This window comes from Flavobacterium sp. ZE23DGlu08, from assembly GCF_030505335.1.
Lineage (GTDB): Bacteria > Bacteroidota > Bacteroidia > Flavobacteriales > Flavobacteriaceae > Flavobacterium > Flavobacterium algoritolerans.
Genome location: NZ_CP130045.1, coordinates 1,986,034 through 2,007,783, shown reverse-complemented (window position 1 = coordinate 2,007,783; position 21,750 = coordinate 1,986,034). Strand labels below are relative to the sequence as shown.

Below are 21,750 nucleotides of genomic sequence, written 5' to 3'. Positions count from 1 at the left end.
GATAAAAGTTGGTTTTTTTACTCTTTTTTTGATTTTTTAGAAAGTGCTTTTTTTTCTTCTTTCGCCACTTGTTCTCTCAGTTCCAGTTCTTGTTTTGATGCAGCTAAATCAGCTTGAGAAGGCACTTCATCCGCAGCCGAAAGTATCGAATCTTTATTGAATTTTGCATATTCTAACTCTCCTGTCAACACTTTTTGAATCGACTGGATGTACGCTTCATTTTTCTTTAAAGCTCGTGTCAAAGAATCTGATTTCAAAGCCAGTTCCATTGCGTCCTTCTTTAATTTTGAGGAAGAATAACCGGGTATAAATTCTCGTAATGGGGTAAAAGCAATAATAAAAGTAGTAACAAATGTAATTATTATCGCTCCTAAAGTCGCTACCACAAAAACATTCATTAAAGTAAGTTTCAAAGAAAATGTCTCTTCAAAAGTATCTTCGTTAAGTATTATTAAACGTCGTTTATTGAATAAATTTTCCTTGAGTTTGCGCCGTTTTAGTCGTTTTTTTGACATACTTTTTTATTATTGAACAAATATAACAATTATTGTCGTTGATTGTATTCGCTTGTTTTTGTTCACTTTTTTTCATCTAAATTTATTTTTAATAAATTTTTAACGCTTTTGAAACCAAATAAATGTACCAAAATGAGTTTCCGTTAACTAATTCTATATACCTTTGCCATTAGAGTTATTACAAATTTGCTTAAGCAATAAATTATTCAATCATGGGAAGATTAGGTGTTACAGAAATCCTTGTTATATTGGCGATTGTTTTATTACTTTTTGGAGGTAAAAAAATTCCAGAATTAATGAAAGGTCTAGGAAGCGGAATTAAAGAATTCAAAAACGCAGCCAAAGACAATCAGCCAGCTGATAAAAAAGAAGAAGAAGAAACAAAATAAAAAAAAGGCTTTTCAATTGAAAAGCCTTTTTTTTATTTTAAAGTATCATACTCAACTGAATCCGTTTTCTATCCTCATCGACTTCAGTCACTTTTACCTGAACATGTTGGTGTAATTTTACCACTTCATTCACATCGCTTACGAAACCTGCTTTGAGTTGTGAAATGTGAACCAAACCACTTTCTTTCACTCCAATATCCACAAAACAACCAAAATTGGTAATATTATTTACAATTCCAGGTAAGACCATTCCCGTTTTTACATCTTTTATCGTTTTTACATTCGGGTCAAATTCAAATACTTTCGCAGATTTTCTTGGGTCTAATCCCGGTTTTTCGAGTTCTTTAATAATGTCTTTCAATCCCAATAAACCTATTTCTGGAGTAATATAATTTTCTGGTTTTATCAAAGCGGTTTTCTCTTTGTTAGCAATCAAATCATTTACTGTCAATTTCAAATCTTTTGCCATTTTCTCCACAATTCCATACGCTTCCGGATGCACAGCCGAATTATCCAACGGATTTTTCGCATTCGAAATTCGGATAAAAGCAACGCCTTGTTGGTACGCTTTCTCGCCCAAACGCGGCACTTTTTTGAGTTGTTTCCTGTCTTGAAAAGGACCGTTTTCGGAACGGTATTGCACGATGTTTTCGGCCAGCTTCTCTCCTATTCCACTCACATAACTCAACAAATGTTTACTTGCTGTGTTGATATTTACACCAACCGAATTCACGCAACGAATCACCGTACTGTCTAATTCTTCTTTCAACTTGTTTTGATCCACGTCATGTTGATATTGGCCTACGCCAATGGCTTTTGGATCAATTTTTACTAACTCCGCCAATGGATCACTCAATCGTCGTCCGATAGAAACCGAACCACGAACCGTCACATCAAAATTAGGAAATTCGTCTCGAGCGATTTTTGAAGCTGAATACACCGATGCTCCGGCTTCGGAAACAATAAAAACCTGAACCGGTTTATCGAAAGCTATTTTCTTGATAAAAAATTCGGTTTCACGTGAAGCCGTTCCATTTCCTATTGAAATAGCATCAATTTTATACGAATTCACCATTGAACGAATTTTTTTCATCGCCATCGCTTCCTCTTTTTGAGGCGCATGCGGATAAATTGTTTCGTTGTATAACAAATCCCCTTTTTCGTCCAGACAAACAATTTTACAACCACTTCTAAATCCTGGATCAATCGCCAGAATTCGTTTTTCACCCAAAGGCGGAGCTAATAATAACTGTCCAAGATTATTCGCAAAAACCTGAATCGAATTAGCATCAGCCTTCGCTTTTGCTTCTTGCAAGGCTTCATTTGAAATGGCTGGATTTAGCAATCGTTTGTAACTGTCTTCGATGGCTAATTGTACGTGTGGCGTGGTTTTATTTTGACCTTTTAAAACTAACGCATCAATAATATCATACGCTTCATCAATATCAACTTCTACTTTAAACTTGATAAAGCCTTCATTTTCGGCACGAAGCATCGCTAATAACCGATGCGATGGTGCTTTAGTCAACGGTTCTGACCAATCGAAATACTGATTGAATTTCTGCGCCGCTTCGTCGTCTTTCTTCGTTTTTACTACTTTGGTGGTAATGGTTGCTTTGCGTTCGTACAATCTTCGGAGTTGCTTTCGAACATAAATATTTTCATTAATCCATTCGGCAATAATGTCTCTTGCTCCTTGCAAAGCTGCTTCTTCATTGATGACATTTTCATTCAAATATTGTGTTGAAATGAAATCGACATCATCATTATTTTGCGCCATGATGATTTTTGCCAACGGTTCTAATCCGTTTTCACGGGCAACATCGGCTTTCGTTTTTTTCTTCTTTTTGAATGGCAGATAAAAATCTTCCAATTCTTGTAAATCGAAGCTCTGTTGGATTTTTTTTTCTAATTCTGGACTAAGCACATTTTGTTCCTGAATCGATTTTAAAATCGCTTCTTTGCGTTTTACAATAACCTCGTATTCTTTTTGAAGCTTTGCAATTTGTTCTATTTGTACTTCATCCAGATTTCCTGTTGTATCTTTTCGATACCTTGAAATAAAAGGAATGGTACAATCCTCTTGTAACAATTGAACGGTTTTTTCAATGTTTATTGCTGCTGTAGCAACGATTTTTGATATGAATTGTATATTAGTCATTTTAAATTTAAGATTATAAAATCATGTTGCTAAAATAGTATCTTTGAGTCAAAACTCCTTATTTATGTCTTTTTTATTCTGGTATTTTCCACTTATTAATTTAGTTGCTTTTTCAATAATAGGAGTTGACAAACGGCTGGCCATACAGCAAAAAAGGCGCATTTCTGAACGTAATTTATTGCTTACGAGTCTAATCGGCGGAACAATTGGTTCCGGTTTAGCGATGCTTGTTTTTCGACACAAAACCTCTAAAATGTCTTTTTTATGGAAGTTTTTTTTAATTGGGATATTGCAACTTTTTATAGTGTATTTCTATGTTATAAAATCTAAATAATTACTCTTGTTGATTACTTCAAAAGTAGCTTCCGGATAGGCTTTTGCGAAAGCAGCAGGAATTTTGACTTTTTTGGTTTCACTCCACTTAAACTCAAATCCAGCCAGTTCTTCGCCTTTTTCCTCAAGCCAGTCTAGTTCTTGCTGATCATAAGTGCGCCAGAAATAATTATTCGTTTTTATTTTTAGGTAATTTTGTTTTTTAACGCGTTCTACCGCCAAGTAATTTTCCCATAAATCACCCACATCTGTTCTAGAATCCAATCGGTTGAAATTATTAATGATGCCGTTTCTAATACCATTGTCATAAAAATACCAACGGCTGGATTTCACAATTTCTTTTCGAAGATTGCGACTGAACCCTTCTACTTTGAAGATAATAAACACTTTAGAAAGCAAATCTAAATAGTTGGCAACTGTATTTTTAGACATTTGCAACTGATTTGCTAATTCCTGCAACGAAACTTCTTTTCCTAATTGATAGGCTATCAAACGTAGCAAATAATATATTTTATCGGCGTGTTTTATTCCTTCAAAAACTAAAATATCTTTCAGTAAATACGAATTGATGATTTCATACAAATACTCTTTTTTATCTTCCCAATCTGAATATTGAATCAGTTCCGGATAACTTCCAAAGAGTAATCTTTCCTCTAATTTTTCTGTAGTTTGTTTGTAATTTTCGTATTGGGAATATTCCATTTGTGCCAATGGAAAAAGATACAAGGTGTTTTTTCGTCCTACTAATGGTTCACCAAGATTGTTGTTTAAATCAAATATTGAGGAACCTGTAGCAATGATTTTGATTCCATCAATAGCATCCACAATCAATTTTAGAATCAAACCAATATCAGGAATCGTTTGGGCTTCGTCTATAACCAGTAAATCAATATTGAGTAATAATCGCTTGTAATTTGCTACGGAACGTTCTTTGAGCAGATTAGCGTCATTAATATCTTCCCCGTTCAGTTGCAAATAACTTCCATCAGGAATAGTTTGAAGGTAATTTTTTATTAATTCGGTTTTTCCAACACGACGAGCACCTAGTAAAATCAATACTTTATTAGGAAGTACTTTTTTACCAAAATCTTGAAACACTGCTCTTTTTAAATAATTTTCCATTCTATTTGATTTAGAAATCTAAACCAAATATAATCAAAAAATAGTAATTCAGTCAGTAAGTTGACTAAATTAATGTAAATTCAGTCAACGTACTGACTGAATTAATGTAAATTCAGTCAATAAAAATTTCTAACAAGAAATTTTATCTACTCTATTTTGGTGTCTTCCACCTTCAAATTCGGTGTTTAAGAACGCTTCTACCATTTCAACTGCTTGTGGAATTGAAGTAAAACGAGCGGGAATACTAATAATATTCGCATCATTGTGTTGACGCGCCAAAACTGCAATTTCTTTCATCCAACATAAAGCAGCGCGAACTTTAGACTGTTTATTCACTGTCATAGAAATTCCGTTTCCGCTTCCGCAAATAACGATTCCAAAATCAGCTTTTCCCTCAGCAACATCGGTCGCAACCGGATGACCAAAATCAGGATAGTCCACACTGTCTGCTGAATCTGTTCCGTAATTAGTTACCTCATGTCCTTTTGCTTTAAGCATTTCAACAATTGCTTTTTTGTAATCTGGTCCTGCGTGATCGTTTCCTATGGAGATTTTCATCTTGTATGTATTAAGTTGTGTGGTGCAAATTTAAATAAAGAAATCTAGTTTTGCAGAATTTAAATTTCGCTTCTTTAATTGATTATTACAATTGATATAAGTCAGGAAAAATATAAGTTAACAGGATATTTTATAACTATCAGATTGCTATTGTATTAGCGGTTATCAACAATTCCAATAAATCTATAAATAGCTGTAAATCAATGTGGATTTTATATTTAAAATGTTAAAAATTTACATTGTTAATAGCAAAACGCAATTGCTTGATATTCAGTTAACTTTAAATTAACATACAATGTTCATAACTTTAGATAGAATATTAGAAGTTTTTTATGGTTGTATCTAAAAAATAAGTAATCCAAAACCCACATTAGAAATCCAAATTAAGTTCGTTGAATTTTTAGAATAGTTATCAATATTAAAAAGTAGTTTATCAACAAATTTTAAAAAAGTACTTATTTACAAAATCAATTCTTTTTAGATTATTAACCATTGTTAATTAAAATTAGAAAAGACTTTAAAACGAAGACTTTAGTATAAAATAACTATGTTGATAAGTCCGTATAACATCTTTTAACTTGATTACAATACATTTTAAAATAAATTTATTGCCACTATTAACACACTATAATAACAACCAAGAAAGAATTTAAATTTAATTTTTCTTTTTGTTTATTTAAATATATGTTGACAACTTTGAAAAAATTAAAATTTAAAAAATAGATTTTACTGTTCTAATTTCCTTTAAACTATTTTTAGATTGTTATTCAAGTCATCAAGAAATTCTTGCACTTTTTCAAAATCATTGATGTGAATTTTAAGCTTGATTCCACCGTAGGCAAAACTCCCAAATGGATCAACTGAAACTAAGGTTTCGTTTTCAAAAAAATAATTAATTTTTTCTTGTTCCAATAAATGCTTCAGCACTACAATTTCATGTGAATAATTAAAAATCGCAATTGTTTGAAAGTCTTCCATTTTAATTGTTTTTATAAAGATACAACTATTCTTTAAAGTTATATTTTCTTTAAAACTGTTAGCTCTTTACCAAAAACAGTTAAGTATTTTGTAATTTTAAACTTTTAAGAAAAGATATATGAGTAAAAGATTAAGAAAGCCGATAAAAAAAGAGAAAGACTACTCTGATAAAATATTAAAAATATTATCGCAAAGTGCTAATAAAGCATTCAATTATAAACAAATAGGAGCAAAGCTGGAACTCGATGATACCCAAAGCAGAAATCAAATTATAAAAGATTTGAAGATTCTGGCTTCTCAAAATAAAATTATAGAATCTGAACCTGGTAAATATTTAGTAAAAGCAATAAGCAAAGACTATTACGAAGGTAAAATTGACATGACGGGACGTAAAACAGCTTATTTTGTTTGCCCAGATTTAGAAGAAGATGTTTTTATTCCTACCAATAATTTGAACCATGCTTTAGACAAAGATATTGTCAAAGTGTATGTTTACAATCGAAGAAAAGGGAAAAGACCTGAAGGTGAAGTCATTGAAGTTATTGAAAGAAATAAAACTGACTTTGTTGGTGTAATTGACATTCAAGCTAATTTTGCTTTTGTTTCTACTGCAAATCCAAAAATGTATACTGATATTTTTATTCCAAAGGATAAAATAGGCGAGGCGGAGCAAGGCGATGTAGTTTTGGTTCATATCGAAGATTGGCCAGCCAGAGCTGATAGTCCTTTTGGTTCCGTAATAAAAGTTTTAGGGAAACCAGGAGAACACGATACAGAAATTCATGCTATTCTTGCTGAATACGGATTACCATCAGAGTTTCCTATTGAAGTAGAAACGTTTGCACAAAAAATTGATACTTCAATAGAAGAAAGTGAGATTGCCAAACGTCGCGATATGCGTGATACATTGACTTTTACCATTGATCCAAAAGATGCAAAGGATTTTGATGATGCTTTATCATTTAAAAAATTGGAGAATGGTAATTACGAAATTGGTATTCACATTGCCGATGTTTCCCATTATCTTCAAGAAGGAACAATCCTAGATGATGAAGCCTATCAAAGAGCAACATCAGTTTATTTAGTAGATAGAGTAGTACCAATGTTACCGGAAGTATTATCAAATTTTGCTTGTTCATTGCGTCCAAATGAAGAAAAATATACGTTTTCGGCTATATTCGAAATTACCGAAAAATCTCAAGTGGTCAATCAATGGTTTGGTAGAACAGTAATTTATTCAGATCAAAGATTCTCTTACGAGGAAGCGCAATACATCATAGAAACCAAGGATGATGTTATTCCGGAAGAAATTTCTATAACTGGAAGTTCGTATCAAGTTTCAGAAGCAATTGTTGCAGCGACGCTAAAAATGGATGAATTAGCTAAAATTTTCAGAAAAAGAAGAATGGCTGACGGAGCGATTTCTTTTGATAAAGTAGAAGTGAAATTCAATTTAGATGAAGCTGGAGAACCTCAAGGTGTTTATTTTAAAATATCAAAAGATGCGAATCATTTGATTGAAGAATTCATGCTTTTGGCCAATAAAAAAGTAGCAGAATATATTGGAAAACAAAAGAAAACCTTCATTTACAGGATTCATGATGAACCAAATGAAGATAAATTAATTGCCATGCAAACGGTAATTGCCAAGTTTGGTTACAAAATTGATTTCCGAAACAAAGGTGATATTTCTAAATCATTGAATGCGTTGATGGAAGAAGTGAATGGTAAAAAAGAGCAGAATTTAATTGATACGCTTGCGATTAGAAGTATGAGTAAAGCCAAATATTCTACGGATAACATAGGACATTATGGTTTGGCTTTTGAATATTATTCTCATTTTACCTCGCCAATTCGTCGTTATCCGGATGTAATGGTGCATCGATTATTACAACATTATCTTGATGGAGGAAAATCAGCTGATGAAGAAACGTATGAAACAAAATGTTTGCATTCATCTACAATGGAAGGTTTAGCAACCAATGCCGAGCGTGATTCTATCAAATACATGCAGGTAAAATACATGCAGGATCATCAGGATCAGGAATTTTTAGGTGTAATTTCTGGTGTGACAGAATGGGGAATTTATGTAGAAATCATCGAAAATAAATGTGAAGGAATGTGTAGAATACGTGATATAAAAGACGATTATTACACTTTTGATGAAAAACAATATGCACTAACTGGCGCAACTTCTGGCAGATTATTACAATTAGGAGATGAAATTTACGTTAAAGTAAAAAATGCCGATTTAGTTAAAAAACAACTGGATTTTAATTTTTTAAGAAGAATTGAAGAACCAATTAAATAAAAAAAATGAAATCAAAGATTCACGAATACCAAAAAAGCAATATTAGAAATATGAGTAAAAAATTAGTGATTATTGCCTTTGTATTGTTAATTCAAATTACAAATGCTCAGGTAAGCAGAAACTTAGGAGATTTTGATGAAGTAAAAGTATTTGATAAAATTAATGTAAAATTAATTCCAGCTTCAGAAAATAAAATAGTTATCACTGGAGATCGAGCAGATGAAGTTGAAACAGTAAATAAAAATGGCGAATTGAAAATCAGAATGCCATTTCCACAATTGTTATCTGGAGATGATATTACAATAAAATTATATTTCAAAAATATTGAAAGTATCAGCGCCAGTGAGGGAAGTTATGTATCAAGTGAAACTGATTTCAAACAAACTATGTTAGATTTAAATGCAAAATCAGGAGCAGAGATTAACATTGAAATTGATGTTGATAAAGTGAATATAAAAGCAAGTGCCGGCGGAATAATTGATGTTTCTGGTAAAGCAACAAATCAAGATGTTGTTATTACTTCAGGCGGAATTCTAAAAGCAATTGATTTATATACAAAACAAACAACAATAAGCGTTGCTGCCGGAGGAAAATCTGAAATTCATGCAACTACATTAGTTGATGCAAAAGTGAAAGCAGGAGGCTCTATTTTTATCTACGGTAAACCAAAACAGATTAATAAGGAAGTTTTCATTGGCGGTACTATTTTAGAAAAAAATTAGTACTTTGGTTTAGATTTTATGGTAATAAATTTAAATTTTTAATGATAAACGATATTTTATCTGGTATTCCTTGGGGAATTTTCTTGAGTTTTATGATTGGTCCTGTTTTTTTTATTTTACTGGAAACAAGTATTATAAAAGGGTTTAGAGCTGCTTTAGTATTTGATTTAGGAGTAGTTTCAGGAGATATTGTTTTTATTGGAATTGCTTATTTAGGAAGTTACAGGTTGATTCAAAGTTTAAAAGATCAACCGGCACTTTTTATTTTTGGAGGTGTATTGATGCTGGTTTATGGTATAATTTCCTTCATACAATTAAAAAAAGAAGAAAAAATAAATACTGATATTATTGACAGGGAAATAGTCAAAAAAAACTATTTAAGTCTTTTTATAAAAGGGTTTTTGTTAAACATTATTAATATTGGTGTTCTTGGTTTTTGGTTGGCTATTATTATTTCAGTAGGACCAAAACTAGAAATGCAAACCTCCAGAATGATAACTTTTTTTACATCAGTGGTGGTTTCATATTTACTTATTGATTGTATTAAAATATTATTAGCCAAGCAATTAAAAACAAAACTAACACCGGTAAACATTCTTAAAATCAAAAAAGGAATCAGTATTGTGATGATGGTTTTTGGGATGGTTTTAATAACTCAAGGTTGGTTCCCAGAAGAAAAAGCAATGGTTAAAAAAGCATTTGATAAAATAGATAATTAAAAGAATATAATTTCTATAATAATAAAAAAAGCCTTGATTCTAATTAATTTAGAGTCAGGGCTTTTTTTATTTAAAAAGTTAAGTCATTTTTTTTTAACCATTAAGAAATTAAGAAAAATTAAGTCTAAATCTTAATGAAACTTAATTTCTTAATGATTAATAATTTAGACATAAAAAACCTCCAAATTGCTTTGAAGGTTTTAGATTTTTCTGCGGATTCGAACTATATCTTTTATTTAATTTTTCTTAAAAATTAGACATAAAAAAACCTCCAAATTACTTTGAAGGTTTTAGATTTTTCTGCGGATTCGAACTATATCTTTATTTAATTTTTCTTAAAAATTAGACATAAAAAAACCTCCAAATTACTTTGAAAGTTTTAGATTTTTCTGCGGATTCGAACTATATTTTTTATTTAATTTTTCTTAAAAATTAGACATAAAAAAACCTCCAAGTTTCCTTGAAGGTTTTAGCGGCATCTCCCGAAGCTTCAGGACGGATTCGAACTATATCTTTTTTTAATTTTTCTTAAAAATTAGACATAAAAAAACCTCCAAATTACTTTGAAGGTTTTAGAGGCATCGTCCGGATTCGAACCGGAGTAGGAGCTTTTGCAGAGCCCAGCCTAGCCGCTCGGCCACGACGCCATGGTTAAACGGATGGCAAAAGTACTTAAAAAGTTTAAAGTTTAAAAGCTTAAAGTTTAAAAGTTTCAAAAAATATTTTTTTATCCTTTTCAAACATTTCTTATTTAACTTCTATATTCTTCCATTTCTATAGTAACTGCTTCAACATCACCACCAATAGGAGGATTGAGTTTAGAAACTGCAACAATAATTCTGGAAACCTCAGGAATTTCCTCAAAAATTCGAGTTATGATTCGGTGTGCCACATGTTCTAATAAGTCCGAACGAATAGCCATTTCTTCTACAACAATGCGATTTAAAAGCACGTAATCCACGGTATCCTTCAAATCATCCGTGATACTAGATTTTCTCAAATCAGTCTTAACTTCTAAATTTACGGTATAGTCAGACCCTATTTTTCCTTCCTCGATTAAACAACCGTGGTAGGAGTAGGTTCTTATATTTTTAAGTTTTATGATTCCCATTATTTTATTTTTTTGTTTAAAGCGTAAAGTTTAAAGCTGAATTGCTAACTTTTCATAGGTTTCTATGGAAACAGTAAACATTAAACCTTAAACTTTTTTACCTTTGCTAAAATAAAACAAAAAAATGTCAACTGAAGAAAAATCACTCCATTTTATAGAACAAATCATAGAAGACAGTTTATCAAACGGTTTTCCCCAAGATAAATTACGTTTCCGTTTTCCACCAGAACCTAATGGGTATTTACACATAGGTCATGCCAAATCGATTTGCTTGAATTTTGGATTGGGATTAAAGTACAATGCGCCAGTTAACTTACGTTTTGACGATACAAATCCTGCCAAAGAAGAGCAGGAATATGTAGATGCCATAAAAGAAGATTTGCAATGGTTGGGCTTCAATTGGGCCGAAGAACGATATGCTTCTGATTACTTCCAACAATTATATGATTGGGCTGTAAAAATGATTAAAAACGGTAAAGCTTATATTGACAGTCAATCTTCAGAGGATATGGCTGCGCAAAAAGGAACACCCACACAACCTGGAGTTGATGGACCTTACAGAAACCGTTCTATCGAAGAAAATCTTACTTTGTTCGAAGGAATGAAAAATGGAGATTTTGAGGAAGGAAGCCATGTTTTACGTGCTAAAATTGATATGACTTCGACTAATATGTTGATGCGTGATCCATTAATGTATCGTGTTTTACACCGTCATCACCACAGAACAGGAAACGATTGGAAAATCTATCCAATGTATGATTTCGCACACGGAGAAAGTGATTATATAGAACAAATTTCGCATTCTATCTGTACGTTAGAATTTGTTATGCACAGAGAATTATACAACTGGTTTTTGGACCAAATTTATGATGACTCAAAAGTAAAACCACATCAATATGAATTTGCGCGTTTGAACTTGAATTACACTGTAATGAGCAAGCGAAAACTGTTGCAATTGGTACAGGAAAATATAGTTAATGGTTGGGATGATCCAAGAATGCCAACGATTTCCGGATTAAGAAGAAGAGGCTATACAGCTAATTCTATTCGTAAGTTTTGTGATATTATTGGTGTTGCCAAAAGAGAAAATATAATCGATTTTTCACTTTTGGAATTTTGCTTGCGCGAAGATTTGAATAAAACTGCTCCAAGAGTTATGGCGGTTTTAGATCCGATAAAATTAGTAATTACTAATTATCCGGAAGATAAAGAAGAATGGCTGGAAGCCGAAAATAATCAGGAAGATGAAAGTGCAGGATTTAGAAAAGTTCCTTTTTCAAAAGAATTATTTATTGAAAGAGAAGACTTTTTAGAAGATGCTCCCGCGAAGTTTTTCCGATTGAGTTTAGGCCGAGAAGTACGTCTTAAAAATGCGTATATCATTAAAGGAGAAAGTGTTATAAAAGATGCAGCTGGAACTATTACGGAGATTCATGTAACGTATGATGAAGACAGCAGAAGCGGAAGTGGGAGTGAAGCCAGTCAAAGGAAAGTGGCTGGAACCTTGCACTGGGTTTCTATTCAACATGCTTTAGAAACAGAAGTTCGTCTCTATGATCGCTTGTTTATTGATGAAGCACCAGACAGTCATAAAGAGAAAAATTTCTTAGAATTTATGAATCCAAGTTCGTTACAAATTGTAAAAGGATTTGTAGAACCAAGTTTAGCAACGGTTCAATCTGGAGAGAAATTCCAGTTTCAACGTTTGGGTTATTTCAATGTGGATAAAGATACAACCGAAGGTAAAATTGTCTTTAATAAAACCGTTGGATTGAAAGATGCTTGGGAAGAAAAAGGCAAAAAAGAGGAAAATTTATTGATGAACACTCAAAAAGAAATCAATAAATATGTAAAAGAAAAGGATGAAAACAACGCGATTTTGATTTTAAACAGCATTGTTGAAAACATAAAAAGTATTGATAATTACAGTTTAATTATTCAGACTATTGTCAAAAATATCAAGAATGACAATAACTCCTTGTTGTTTTCTAATTTGATTTTACATCATTCAGATAAAGTTCAAGTAAAAGATATTGAAGAAGAAGCTTTGACAAAATTATACACAATGTCGTTAAAAAGTCAAATGGCAGCCGTTAGAATTTTAGCTGTTGAAAATTTGCAAAATGATTTGAATAATTTCAGCCTTTTCGAAACGCAACTTTCAGAATTAAAAACGAACGAGAAAAACGAAAAAGTGTTACAATTATTAAATGACCTTAAATTTTAAGATTTATTTTTAAATAGATTTTATCAATTAAAAGCTCTCTTCTTAGAGGGCTTTTATTATTATTGTAATTTCTTATAAAAAAAGTGTTTTTAATAATTATTTCCAATTAAAAACGAGGTTCATAAATTGATTTTAAGGCAGTTTTTTAAAACAAATAACAATCAATATAGAATTCAAATAAACATTAAACAGCTCGCTTTTATTTGCTTTTTGCCTTGTAAAATTACACTTTAACGAGTTGTTAACGGGTTGTTGTTAATAAATCCGTATCTTTATGAAACAAACTTTTAAAATTAAGAATCATGTCGAATAATACGGGAAATACATTATTGGCTCTTTTGACAGGAGCAGCTATCGGAGCTGGAATCGGAATTTTATTTGCTCCGGATAAAGGTTCTAAAACAAGAGGAAAAATTAAAGATGGTTTTGATGATGTTAAATGTGAATTAAAAAATAAATTGGACAATGCATCTTTAGAATTGAAAGATAAATTCACAAGTGCAAAATTTGATTTAGAAGAAACTTATGAAGAACTAGTTTCAAATATGAGTCACAAGACCGAAGATGTAATTTCATTCTTAGAAGAAAAATTAGCGGAGCTAAAGAGGCAGAACGCAAAACTTCAAAAATAATTTTGATTTACCTATTGTATCAAATCCTAAAAACAAATCCATGGCCTTTGAAGAACTAAAAGAAAATACAGAAAACATTCAAGAACAAGCCAAAGCTTATTTAGAAAGTACTGTGGCGTATTATAAATTGTGGGGTTTCAAGGTTGCAATGAAATCAACAACGATGATCATAAAATTTTCATTGATTTTATTGTGTTTCAGTATGGTTTTATTGTTTTGTTCTGTTGCCGCTGCGTTAGCTATAGGTATCGCTTTAGATAGTTACGCTTTGGGATTTTTAATCGTTGGAGGAGTTTATCTTGTGATTACAGGAATTTTATTTTCTATAAAAGATAAAATCGTTGAAGGACCAATTTTAGAGAAATTTTCAGAAATATTTTTTAACGACTAACTTATGGAAACCAAAAAATATTCTTCGTATGCTCAAATTGAAAGGGAACTTGAAATTTTAAAGATTGAACAAGAAATCAGTTATCAGAAATTGGCTTATGGTTTTCAAAAAACAAAAGAAAGCATAACGCAAATGAATCTTGTAAGTGGAGTTGTTGGTTCTGGTTTATCTGCATTTTCAGGGTCATACGGAACAATCTTAAACATTGCATTACCGTACGTAATCAAATGGATTAAAAAAATAAAAAGAGGCAATTAAGCCTCTTTTTTTATGAATTCTAGTAAATTATTCTTCTGTTTCCGGGCTTTCTGGAGTTTCTGGTTTTTCAGGAATTTCTATATTTTTTTCTCTTCTTGAAGTTCCTTTTTCACCTCTTTTTTTCATCAATTCACCCACTTGATTGGAAGCACTGAACGAAGCAATCATATTGTTGAGCATATCACTTCCAGCTTGTGGAGAATTAGGCAATAAAATCAGATTTGAATTTGCGTCAGCGCCAATAGCTTGCAGTGTATCATAATGTTGTGTCACTACAATCAATGCCGAAGCTTCCTGAGAATTTATCCCAACTCTGTTCAAAACATCTACACTTTCCACTAAACCTTTGGCAATTTCTCTTCTTTGGTTCGCAATACCTTGTCCTTGTAATCTTTTGCTTTCGGCTTCAGCTTCGGCTTTGGCTACAATCCTAATTCTTGATGCTTCAGCTTCAAATTCAGCTACCGTTTTTTCTCTATCAGCAGCATTAATTCTATTCATGGCATTTTTCACTTGAATATCCGGATCAATATCTGTTACCAAAGTATTGATAATTGTGTATCCGTAAGTAGTCATGGCTTCATTCAATTCTCTTTTTACAGCAATGGCAATATCATCTTTTCTTTCAAAAACATCGTCCAATTTTAATTTAGGAACTTCGGCACGAACGACATCAAATACATAAGAAGTAATTTGATCGTGAGGATATTCCAGTTTATAAAAAGCATCATAAACGGTCTCTTTAATAACCATAAATTGAACTGAAACTTTAAGCTTAACAAAAACGTTGTCTTTAGTTTTTGTTTCAATGATAACGTCTAATTGTTGAATTTTTAGATTCACACGTCCTGCAATTCTGTCTATCAAAGGAATTTTTAAATGCAAACCGGATTGTCTGATACTTAAAAATTTTCCAAATCGTTCTACAACAACAGCTGTTTGTTGTTTTACCGTAAAAAACGAAGACAGTAAAATAAAGAACCCAAAGACTAGTAGGATAATTAACGCAATATTCATAATATTTTTTGTTTTTAGTTAAAAATTATCTCACAATTTACAAAAAAACTTTAGGTTTGTCTTTGTAAATTTCAATTATATGAGAAAGATATCGTTTACTTTATTTTTTGTTTTCATTTCCATAACAGCCTTTTCCCAATATAAATACAGGGATTCAAATAGGATAGGAATCAGTTTTGGAGTCAATCAATTTACCTTGAACACTGATAATTTCCAAACTAAACCTGAATTGGGTTGGAATGCCGGACTTTCTATGCGGGGAAATTTCTATAATAATTGGGACATGGTGTATAACATTCAATTTAGCGAGAATAATTTTTCTGTTGCAACAAACACTTTTACTTTGGCTAAGGAAGATGTTAACTATAAATTGGCGTCAGCTCAAGTGTCTTTACAAGTGAGTTATAAACTTGTTGAAAATCATTTGAGTATTGAGTTTGGACCCATTGTTCAAGTAAATGGAAAATTAAATATTGATAATACAGATGAAAATAATGTTATTTCTGGTACAACGTTGTTAGCCAAAGATATTAGAGAGATTTCAAATTTTAATTTTTATCCAACGGTTGGAATCACGTTTGGTGTTCGTCATTTCAGAGCCAATGTTTCCTATCAATATGGTGTCAATAACATGCTTGAAAACTTGAACAACAAGAATTTAGGAGTAAATTTCAAAGGGAATCCAGGAATACTAAACGGGAATTTGATTATTTATTTGTAGCTAATCACATAAGAGTATTAAGTAGAAGGCTCAAAGTTCACTAGGTTTATTTAGTGAACTTTGAGCCTTTCTTGGATAACTTTGTGTTTAAAAACTACAAAGTCGCTATCGCTTTTTGAATTCTTTTTATCGTTTCGTCTTTTCCAATTACTTCAACGATATCAAATAGGTGAGGACCTTTCAGTGCTCCAACCAAACTCAAACGAAATGGTTGCATTACTTTTCCCATTCCAATTTCGTTTTTAGTCATCCAGTCTTTCACAATGGTTTCTATATTCATCGAAGTGAAATCAGTGATTTCCTCGACAACAGAAATTAATTCCTGCATTAACGCCGGAGTTTCTGCTTTCCAATTTTTGCTTGCTTTTTCATCATAAGCAGTTGGAGCTACAAAAAAGAAATCGCTCATTTCCCAAAATTCAGAAACAAAATGCGCGCGTTCTTTGATTAAAGAAACCACTTTTGTTAGAACAGTATCAGCTACAGAAAACCCTTTTTCAGCCAAAATAGGAGCATAGGCTTTCGCCAAAGTTGCATCTTCTTGCTTGATTAAATATTGGTGATTGAACCATTTGTTTTTTTCCGGATCAAATTTAGCCCCAGCTTTATGAACTCTGTTCAAGTCAAATGCTGCAACTAATTCTTCCAGCGAGAATAATTCTTTATCGGTTCCGTCATTCCAACCTAATAATGCTAAAAAGTTGATTACTGCTTCTGGGAAAAATCCTTTTTCTCTGTAACCTGATGAAACGCCTTCTGCGGTTTTCCAATCCAATGGAAATACTGGAAATCCCATTTTGTCACCATCACGTTTGGATAATTTTCCGTTTCCAACAGGTTTCATAATCAAAGGTAAATGTGCAAATTCTGGTGCTTCCCAACCAAATGCTCTGTACAATAAAACGTGCAATGGCATTGATGGCAACCATTCTTCACCACGAATTACGTGAGACGTTTCCATTAAATGATCATCCACAATATTAGCCAAATGATAGGTTGGCATTCCATCACTTTTAAACAATACTTTATCATCCAAAAGATTCGTTTCAAATTTCACATCACCACGAATAATGTCATGCAAATGCAACGTTTCGTTCACTGGAGTTTTAAAACGAATCACATAATGTTCTCCAGCAGCAATTCTTTTAGCAGTTTCGTCTGCAGAAATCACCAAAGAAGTGTCCAGTTTTTCTCTGTTAGTATGATTGTATATAAAGGTTTTTCCTTGTTCTTCTTCTAGTTTTCTTGCTGCATCCAAAGCTTCTGCTGTATCAAAAGCATAATACGCATTCCCGGAATTGATTAATTCAGCAGCATATTGTTGGTACAAATCTTTTCTTTCGCTTTGACGATATGGACCAAATTTTTCATTTTTACCAATGGTCTCATCTGGTGCAATTCCTAACCATTCCAGAGCTTCCATGATATATTCTTCGGCACCGGGAACAAAACGGTTTTGGTCTGTATCTTCAATTCTAAGGAAGAATACACCATTGTTTTTTTTGGCAAACAAATAATTGAATAATGCGGTACGAACTCCGCCAATATGTAAAGGTCCAGTTGGACTTGGTGCAAAACGCACCCGAACTTGTTTAGACATTGCTGTAAATTTTTTGCGAAGATACAAATTCGATTACTCAATTGGATTATCTGAAAATGAGATAATGTAAGATTAATGAGTTTGATGATTTTTAACATTTCTTTATTCATATAAATTATTACTTTTATTGGTTACAAAAAACAAAGCATAAATTTTGGAAAATCAGCAATTTATTTATCAAAAACTAGAAGCTTTCATCAGGAAGTTTTATACGAACGAATTGATACGAGGAACTATTTTCTTTATCGGTTTAGGATTGTTGTATTTTCTATTTACGCTTTTTGTCGAATATTTTCTTTGGCTCAAGCCAATGGGAAGAACCATTTTGTTTTGGACTTTTGTTGGAGTAGAAGTGTATTTGTTGTTTCGTTTTATTTTGTTTCCAATTTTTAAATTATTCAAACTTCAAGAAGGAATTGATTACAATCAGGCTTCTGCAATTATTGGAAATCATTTTACAGAAGTGAGCGACAAGCTGACTAACTTTTTGCAATTATCAAATCCCAGTGAACATCAAATCAAATCGGAATTATTGGCCGCATCGATTGAACAAAAAGCGAATGCGTTGCAACCAATTCCTTTTGGGAATGCCATTAATTATAACCGAAACAGAAAGTATTTTCCTTTGGCTTTAATTCCAATATTATTGTTTGCTTTCTTTTATGTCTCGGGTAACAGCAACATGATTTCTCAAAGTTTGAATAGAGTAGTACATTTCAATTCGGCTTTTCTGCCGCCAGCTCCTTTTAAATTTGTAGTTCTTAATTCGAATTTACAAACCGAACAAGGAAAGGATTTTATCCTTCGAATAAAAACCGAAGGAAAAATTGTTCCTGAGAATGCGATGATTTTTATTGACGACGAAAGTTATTTTATGGAATCATCTAAAGCAGGAGAGTTTCAATTTAAGATGGCAAAGCCTTCTGAAAACATTTTGTTCCACGTGGAGGGAAATGCTATTTCTTCGCCGGATTATGAATTGAAAGTGATTACGGTTCCGTCGATTGCAAATTTTGAAATGCAGTTGAACTTTCCTTCGTATTTGAATAAAAAATCAGAAACTATAAAAGGAACAGGAAATGCTGTTATTCCGGAAGGAACGCGTGTGACTTGGAAAATGAATACGCAAGCCACAGAAAATGTAGCGTGGATGGATGGAATTTCAAAAGCTACTTTTTCGAAAACTGAAAACACCTTTGTTTTATCTAAAAATATAATTCAAAACACAGATTATCAAATATTTACTTCAAATGATAAAGTAAAAAACCACGAAAAACTCAATTATAAGCTTACTATTATTAAAGATCAGTTCCCAACAATCAATGTGAACAATGCACCAGACAGTTTGAAGGTGGCTAAGAACTATGTTTTAGGTCAAATCTCAGATGATTATGGTTTGTCTAGACTTCAGATTGTGTATTACGAAAGAGAGAAACCACAAACTGCCAAACGTGGAACAATTGCTATTAAGAAAAGTGCTTTTGACCAATTCGTATTTTCATTTCCAAGCAATCTTCCGGTGGAGCAAGGCGTGTCTTATGATTATTATTTTGAAGTTTTTGATAACGATGCCATTCATAATTTCAAAAGTACAAAGTCTTCCGTTTTCTCGAATCGTGTTTCCACAAATGAAGAAAAGGAAGATCAAATTTTGCAACAGCAAAATGATAACATTAACAGTTTAGAGAAGTCTTTAAAAAACCAGGATAAGCAAATTTCTGAAATGGAGAAGTTGCAAAAAACTGGAAAAGAAAAAGAAAATCTGGATTTCAAAGATCAGCAAAAAGTAAATGATTTCATCAAGCGTCAAATGAAACAGGATGAGATGATGAAAGAATTCACTAAAAAAATGAACGATAATTTGGAGCAATTCAAAACCGATAAAAAGGATGAGTTGAAAGAAGAGCTTCAAAAACGAATGGACAAAGCCGAAAAGGAATTGGAAAAAAATCAGAAACTTTTAGATGAATTGAAAGAACTAAACGATAAAATTCAGAATGAAGAGTTGTTGTCTAAGTTGGATAAATTCAAACAAAACAGTAAAAACCAAACTAAGAATTTAGAACAGTTGGTTGAATTGACAAAGAGGTTTTATGTAGAAAAGAAAGCAGAACAATTAGGTGACAAACTCGACAAGCTTTCTTATAAACAAGAAAATTTATCTAATGATGAAGAGGAAAATAAACTGGATAAACAAGAAGATATCAATGCTGAGTTTGATAAAATCCAAGAAGATTTAAACGATCTTGAAAAAGAAAATAAGGAGTTAAAATCACCTTTGGACTTGCCTAAAGAGGATGCTAAAGAAAAAAGCATTGACGAAGATTTAAAGAAAGCGTCTGAGGAATTGAAGAAAGACAAAAAGGACAAAGCCAAACCAAATCAAAAAAGCGCTTCTAAAAAGATGAAAGAGATGGCGCAAAAAATGGCACAAACTTTGGAGCAAGGTGAGATGGAACAGTTGCAGGAAGATGTGGCAATGTTGCGACAAATTTTAGATAATTTATTAGCATTTTCTTTGTCACAAGAAGACTTGATGAATCAGTTTAAAAAGCATAAATCAGGGTCTCCGGCTTTTAATAAAAACATTAAAATCCAACAGGATTTGAAGCAACAGTTCAAGCATGTTGATGACAGTTTGTTTGCAATGTCGTTGCGTAATCCAAAAATAGCAGAAGACATAACCAAAGAAATTGGCAATGTAGTTTACAACGTAGATAAGTCTTTATCCAGTTTAACCGATGCTCAAGTTCCAAAAGGATTATCACACCAGCAGTACACTGTTTCTGCGGCTAATAAACTTGCAGATTTTCTAAGTGATATGCTTAACAATATGCAAATGCAGATGTCAGGAATGGGTTCTGGGAAACCGAAACCAGGACAAGGACAAGGAATGCAATTGCCGGATATTATTAAAAAGCAAGAAGATCTTGGCGAGAAAATGAAAGATGGAATCAAAAAAGGGGAGAAACCTGGAGAAGGTCAAAAAGGACAAAATGGCAAGCAAGCTAAACCTGGAGAATCGGGTGAAGAAGGCGAAGGTGGAGAAGGCGATGCACAAGCTATAATGGAAATTTATAAAGAGCAAAAGCAATTGCGCGAAGCATTGCAAAACGAATTGAATAAACAAGGATTGGGGGGTAATGGACAAAGCGCTTTGGAACAGATGAAGCAAATTGAAAAGCAATTATTGAACAAAGGTTTTAAGAACGAAACACTTCAAAAGATACTGAATGTAAAACAGGAATTATTGAAATTGAATTCTGCCATACAACAACAAGGAGAGGAAAATAAGCGCCAATCTGAAACCAATAAAAAGGAGTTTAATAATCAATCTAATGCGCTGCCAGCTGCTCTATTAGATTATTTGAATAGCATAGAAATATTAAATAGACAATCCTTACCTTTGCGCTCGAATTTTAATCAAAAGGTTCAAGAATATTTTAATAAAAAATGATCAATTTTAATTACGAAACCGACTTTAATTTAGACAACGAAGTAGCCATTGAGGCTTGGTTGGGAAATGTTATTGTGTCGGAAAAGAAAAAAGAAGGAGAGATAAATTACATCTTTTGCGATGATGAATATCTGCACAAAATCAATGTTGAGTATCTTGACCATGATACATTAACAGATATCATCAGTTTTGATTATTCTATGGGTAATGAATTGCATGGCGATATTTTTGTTTCTATCGAAAGAGTGAAAGACAATGCGGCTGATTTCAATGTTTCTTTTGAGGAAGAATTAAAGCGCGTTTTAGTTCACGGTATTTTACATTACTGCGGTTATAAAGATAAAGGGGAAGCTGAAGAGCTTTTGATGAGGAGTAAAGAAGACGAAAAAATAGCTATGTTTCACGTGGAACAATAGTGCTGTTTTGTTTTTAAATCTAAAGTGTTTCACGTGGAACATTTAAAGTTGGTTTGAAAATAGGTTTGCAATGTTTCACGTGGAACAAAATATAGATTTCAAAATTACAATC

Annotated in this window: 20 protein-coding genes and 1 tRNA gene; 12 read left to right on the top strand and 9 right to left on the bottom strand. The window is 32.3% G+C overall.

What is annotated here, in order from left to right:
- Positions 1-17 precede the first annotated feature (17 nt).
- On the bottom strand, positions 18-515 hold the full coding sequence (locus tag Q1W72_RS08705) for a peptidase (RefSeq protein ID WP_099713959.1): 498 nt from the start codon (positions 513-515) through the stop codon (positions 18-20).
- A 212-nt stretch (positions 516-727) separates the two neighbouring features.
- Here Q1W72_RS08705 and tatA point away from each other — a divergent pair, with 212 nt between their 5' ends.
- The gene (gene tatA, locus Q1W72_RS08700) at positions 728-904 is read left to right on the top strand and encodes a twin-arginine translocase TatA/TatE family subunit (protein ID WP_099713958.1); all 177 of its coding nucleotides are present in this window, start codon (positions 728-730) and stop codon (positions 902-904) included.
- Between the two features lie 37 nt (positions 905-941).
- Here the strand turns inward: tatA and Q1W72_RS08695 are convergent, their stop codons facing one another.
- On the bottom strand, positions 942-3,065 hold the full coding sequence (locus Q1W72_RS08695; RefSeq protein WP_302134758.1) for a Tex family protein: 2,124 nt from the start codon (positions 3,063-3,065) through the stop codon (positions 942-944).
- A gap of 64 nt (positions 3,066-3,129) precedes the next feature.
- Between Q1W72_RS08695 and Q1W72_RS08690 the strand changes: the two genes are divergently transcribed.
- Positions 3,130-3,399 (top strand): DUF1294 domain-containing protein, encoded by a 270-nt coding sequence (locus Q1W72_RS08690; protein WP_302134757.1) that lies wholly within the window; start codon positions 3,130-3,132, stop codon positions 3,397-3,399.
- Here the strand turns inward: Q1W72_RS08690 and Q1W72_RS08685 are convergent.
- The 3 genes from Q1W72_RS08685 to Q1W72_RS08675 form a co-directional block, all read right to left on the bottom strand.
- Positions 3,378-4,520 (bottom strand): ATP-binding protein, encoded by a 1,143-nt coding sequence (locus Q1W72_RS08685; protein ID WP_302134756.1) that lies wholly within the window; start codon positions 4,518-4,520, stop codon positions 3,378-3,380. The two genes, Q1W72_RS08690 and Q1W72_RS08685, sit on opposite strands and share 22 nt — an antisense overlap.
- Before the next feature lie 129 nt (positions 4,521-4,649).
- On the bottom strand, positions 4,650-5,078 hold the full coding sequence (gene rpiB / locus Q1W72_RS08680) for a ribose 5-phosphate isomerase B (protein ID WP_099713954.1): 429 nt from the start codon (positions 5,076-5,078) through the stop codon (positions 4,650-4,652).
- A gap of 744 nt (positions 5,079-5,822) precedes the next feature.
- The gene (locus tag Q1W72_RS08675; RefSeq protein ID WP_099713953.1) at positions 5,823-6,056 is read right to left on the bottom strand and encodes a hypothetical protein; all 234 of its coding nucleotides are present in this window, start codon (positions 6,054-6,056) and stop codon (positions 5,823-5,825) included.
- A gap of 118 nt (positions 6,057-6,174) precedes the next feature.
- Between Q1W72_RS08675 and rnr the strand changes: the two genes are divergently transcribed.
- The 3 genes from rnr to Q1W72_RS08660 are packed head-to-tail and all read left to right on the top strand — an operon-like array spanning position 6,175 to position 9,808.
- Entirely contained in the window at positions 6,175-8,367 is a 2,193-nt protein-coding gene (gene rnr / locus Q1W72_RS08670; RefSeq protein ID WP_099713952.1) for a ribonuclease R, read from the top strand.
- Between the two features lie 5 nt (positions 8,368-8,372).
- Positions 8,373-9,089 (top strand): head GIN domain-containing protein, encoded by a 717-nt coding sequence (locus tag Q1W72_RS08665; RefSeq protein ID WP_302134755.1) that lies wholly within the window; start codon positions 8,373-8,375, stop codon positions 9,087-9,089.
- Between the two features lie 41 nt (positions 9,090-9,130).
- Positions 9,131-9,808: a LysE family translocator gene (locus Q1W72_RS08660; protein WP_099713951.1), complete on the top strand. Its 678-nt coding sequence runs from the start codon at positions 9,131-9,133 to the stop codon at positions 9,806-9,808.
- Between the two features lie 576 nt (positions 9,809-10,384).
- Here the strand turns inward: Q1W72_RS08660 and Q1W72_RS08655 are convergent.
- Both Q1W72_RS08655 and folB read right to left on the bottom strand, forming a co-directional pair.
- Positions 10,385-10,455: transfer RNA gene (locus tag Q1W72_RS08655), tRNA-Cys, on the bottom strand.
- A gap of 104 nt (positions 10,456-10,559) precedes the next feature.
- Entirely contained in the window at positions 10,560-10,919 is a 360-nt protein-coding gene (gene folB, locus Q1W72_RS08650; protein ID WP_099713950.1) for a dihydroneopterin aldolase, read from the bottom strand.
- A gap of 124 nt (positions 10,920-11,043) precedes the next feature.
- On the opposite strand from folB, the gene Q1W72_RS08645 reads away from it, so the two are divergent.
- The 4 genes from Q1W72_RS08645 to Q1W72_RS08630 all read left to right on the top strand — a co-directional run bounded on the left by Q1W72_RS08645 (position 11,044) and on the right by Q1W72_RS08630 (position 14,427).
- Complete coding sequence (locus tag Q1W72_RS08645) at positions 11,044-13,146, top strand: glutamine--tRNA ligase/YqeY domain fusion protein (RefSeq protein WP_099713949.1); 2,103 nt, start codon at positions 11,044-11,046, stop codon at positions 13,144-13,146.
- Positions 13,147-13,448: 302 nt separating this feature from the next.
- Positions 13,449-13,778 carry a YtxH domain-containing protein gene (locus tag Q1W72_RS08640; RefSeq protein WP_099713948.1) on the top strand — a complete coding sequence of 110 codons (330 nt, stop codon included), beginning with the start codon at positions 13,449-13,451 and terminating at the stop codon, positions 13,776-13,778.
- Positions 13,779-13,818: 40 nt separating this feature from the next.
- Positions 13,819-14,169, top strand: coding sequence for a phage holin family protein (locus tag Q1W72_RS08635; RefSeq protein ID WP_099713947.1), 351 nt, complete (start codon positions 13,819-13,821; stop codon positions 14,167-14,169).
- A 3-nt stretch (positions 14,170-14,172) separates the two neighbouring features.
- The gene (locus Q1W72_RS08630) at positions 14,173-14,427 is read left to right on the top strand and encodes a DUF6327 family protein (RefSeq protein WP_302134754.1); all 255 of its coding nucleotides are present in this window, start codon (positions 14,173-14,175) and stop codon (positions 14,425-14,427) included.
- Positions 14,428-14,454: 27 nt separating this feature from the next.
- On the opposite strand, the gene Q1W72_RS08625 is transcribed toward Q1W72_RS08630, so the two are convergent.
- Positions 14,455-15,444: an SPFH domain-containing protein gene (locus Q1W72_RS08625; protein WP_099713945.1), complete on the bottom strand. Its 990-nt coding sequence runs from the start codon at positions 15,442-15,444 to the stop codon at positions 14,455-14,457.
- A 79-nt stretch (positions 15,445-15,523) separates the two neighbouring features.
- On the opposite strand from Q1W72_RS08625, the gene Q1W72_RS08620 reads away from it, so the two are divergent.
- Positions 15,524-16,165, top strand: a complete 642-nt coding sequence (locus tag Q1W72_RS08620; RefSeq protein ID WP_099713944.1) for an outer membrane beta-barrel protein — start codon at positions 15,524-15,526, stop codon at positions 16,163-16,165.
- Between the two features lie 94 nt (positions 16,166-16,259).
- Here the strand turns inward: Q1W72_RS08620 and gltX are convergent, their stop codons facing one another.
- Complete coding sequence (gene gltX / locus Q1W72_RS08615; RefSeq protein WP_302134753.1) at positions 16,260-17,765, bottom strand: glutamate--tRNA ligase; 1,506 nt, start codon at positions 17,763-17,765, stop codon at positions 16,260-16,262.
- Positions 17,766-18,075: 310 nt separating this feature from the next.
- Here gltX and Q1W72_RS08610 point away from each other — a divergent pair, with 310 nt between their 5' ends.
- Positions 18,076-21,222 carry a hypothetical protein gene (locus Q1W72_RS08610; protein WP_302137931.1) on the top strand — a complete coding sequence of 1,049 codons (3,147 nt, stop codon included), beginning with the start codon at positions 18,076-18,078 and terminating at the stop codon, positions 21,220-21,222.
- Positions 21,219-21,638 (top strand): rRNA maturation RNase YbeY, encoded by a 420-nt coding sequence (gene ybeY, locus Q1W72_RS08605; protein ID WP_302134752.1) that lies wholly within the window; start codon positions 21,219-21,221, stop codon positions 21,636-21,638. Before Q1W72_RS08610 ends, ybeY begins: the two co-directional genes overlap by 4 nt.
- Positions 21,639-21,750: the final 112 nt, after the last annotated feature.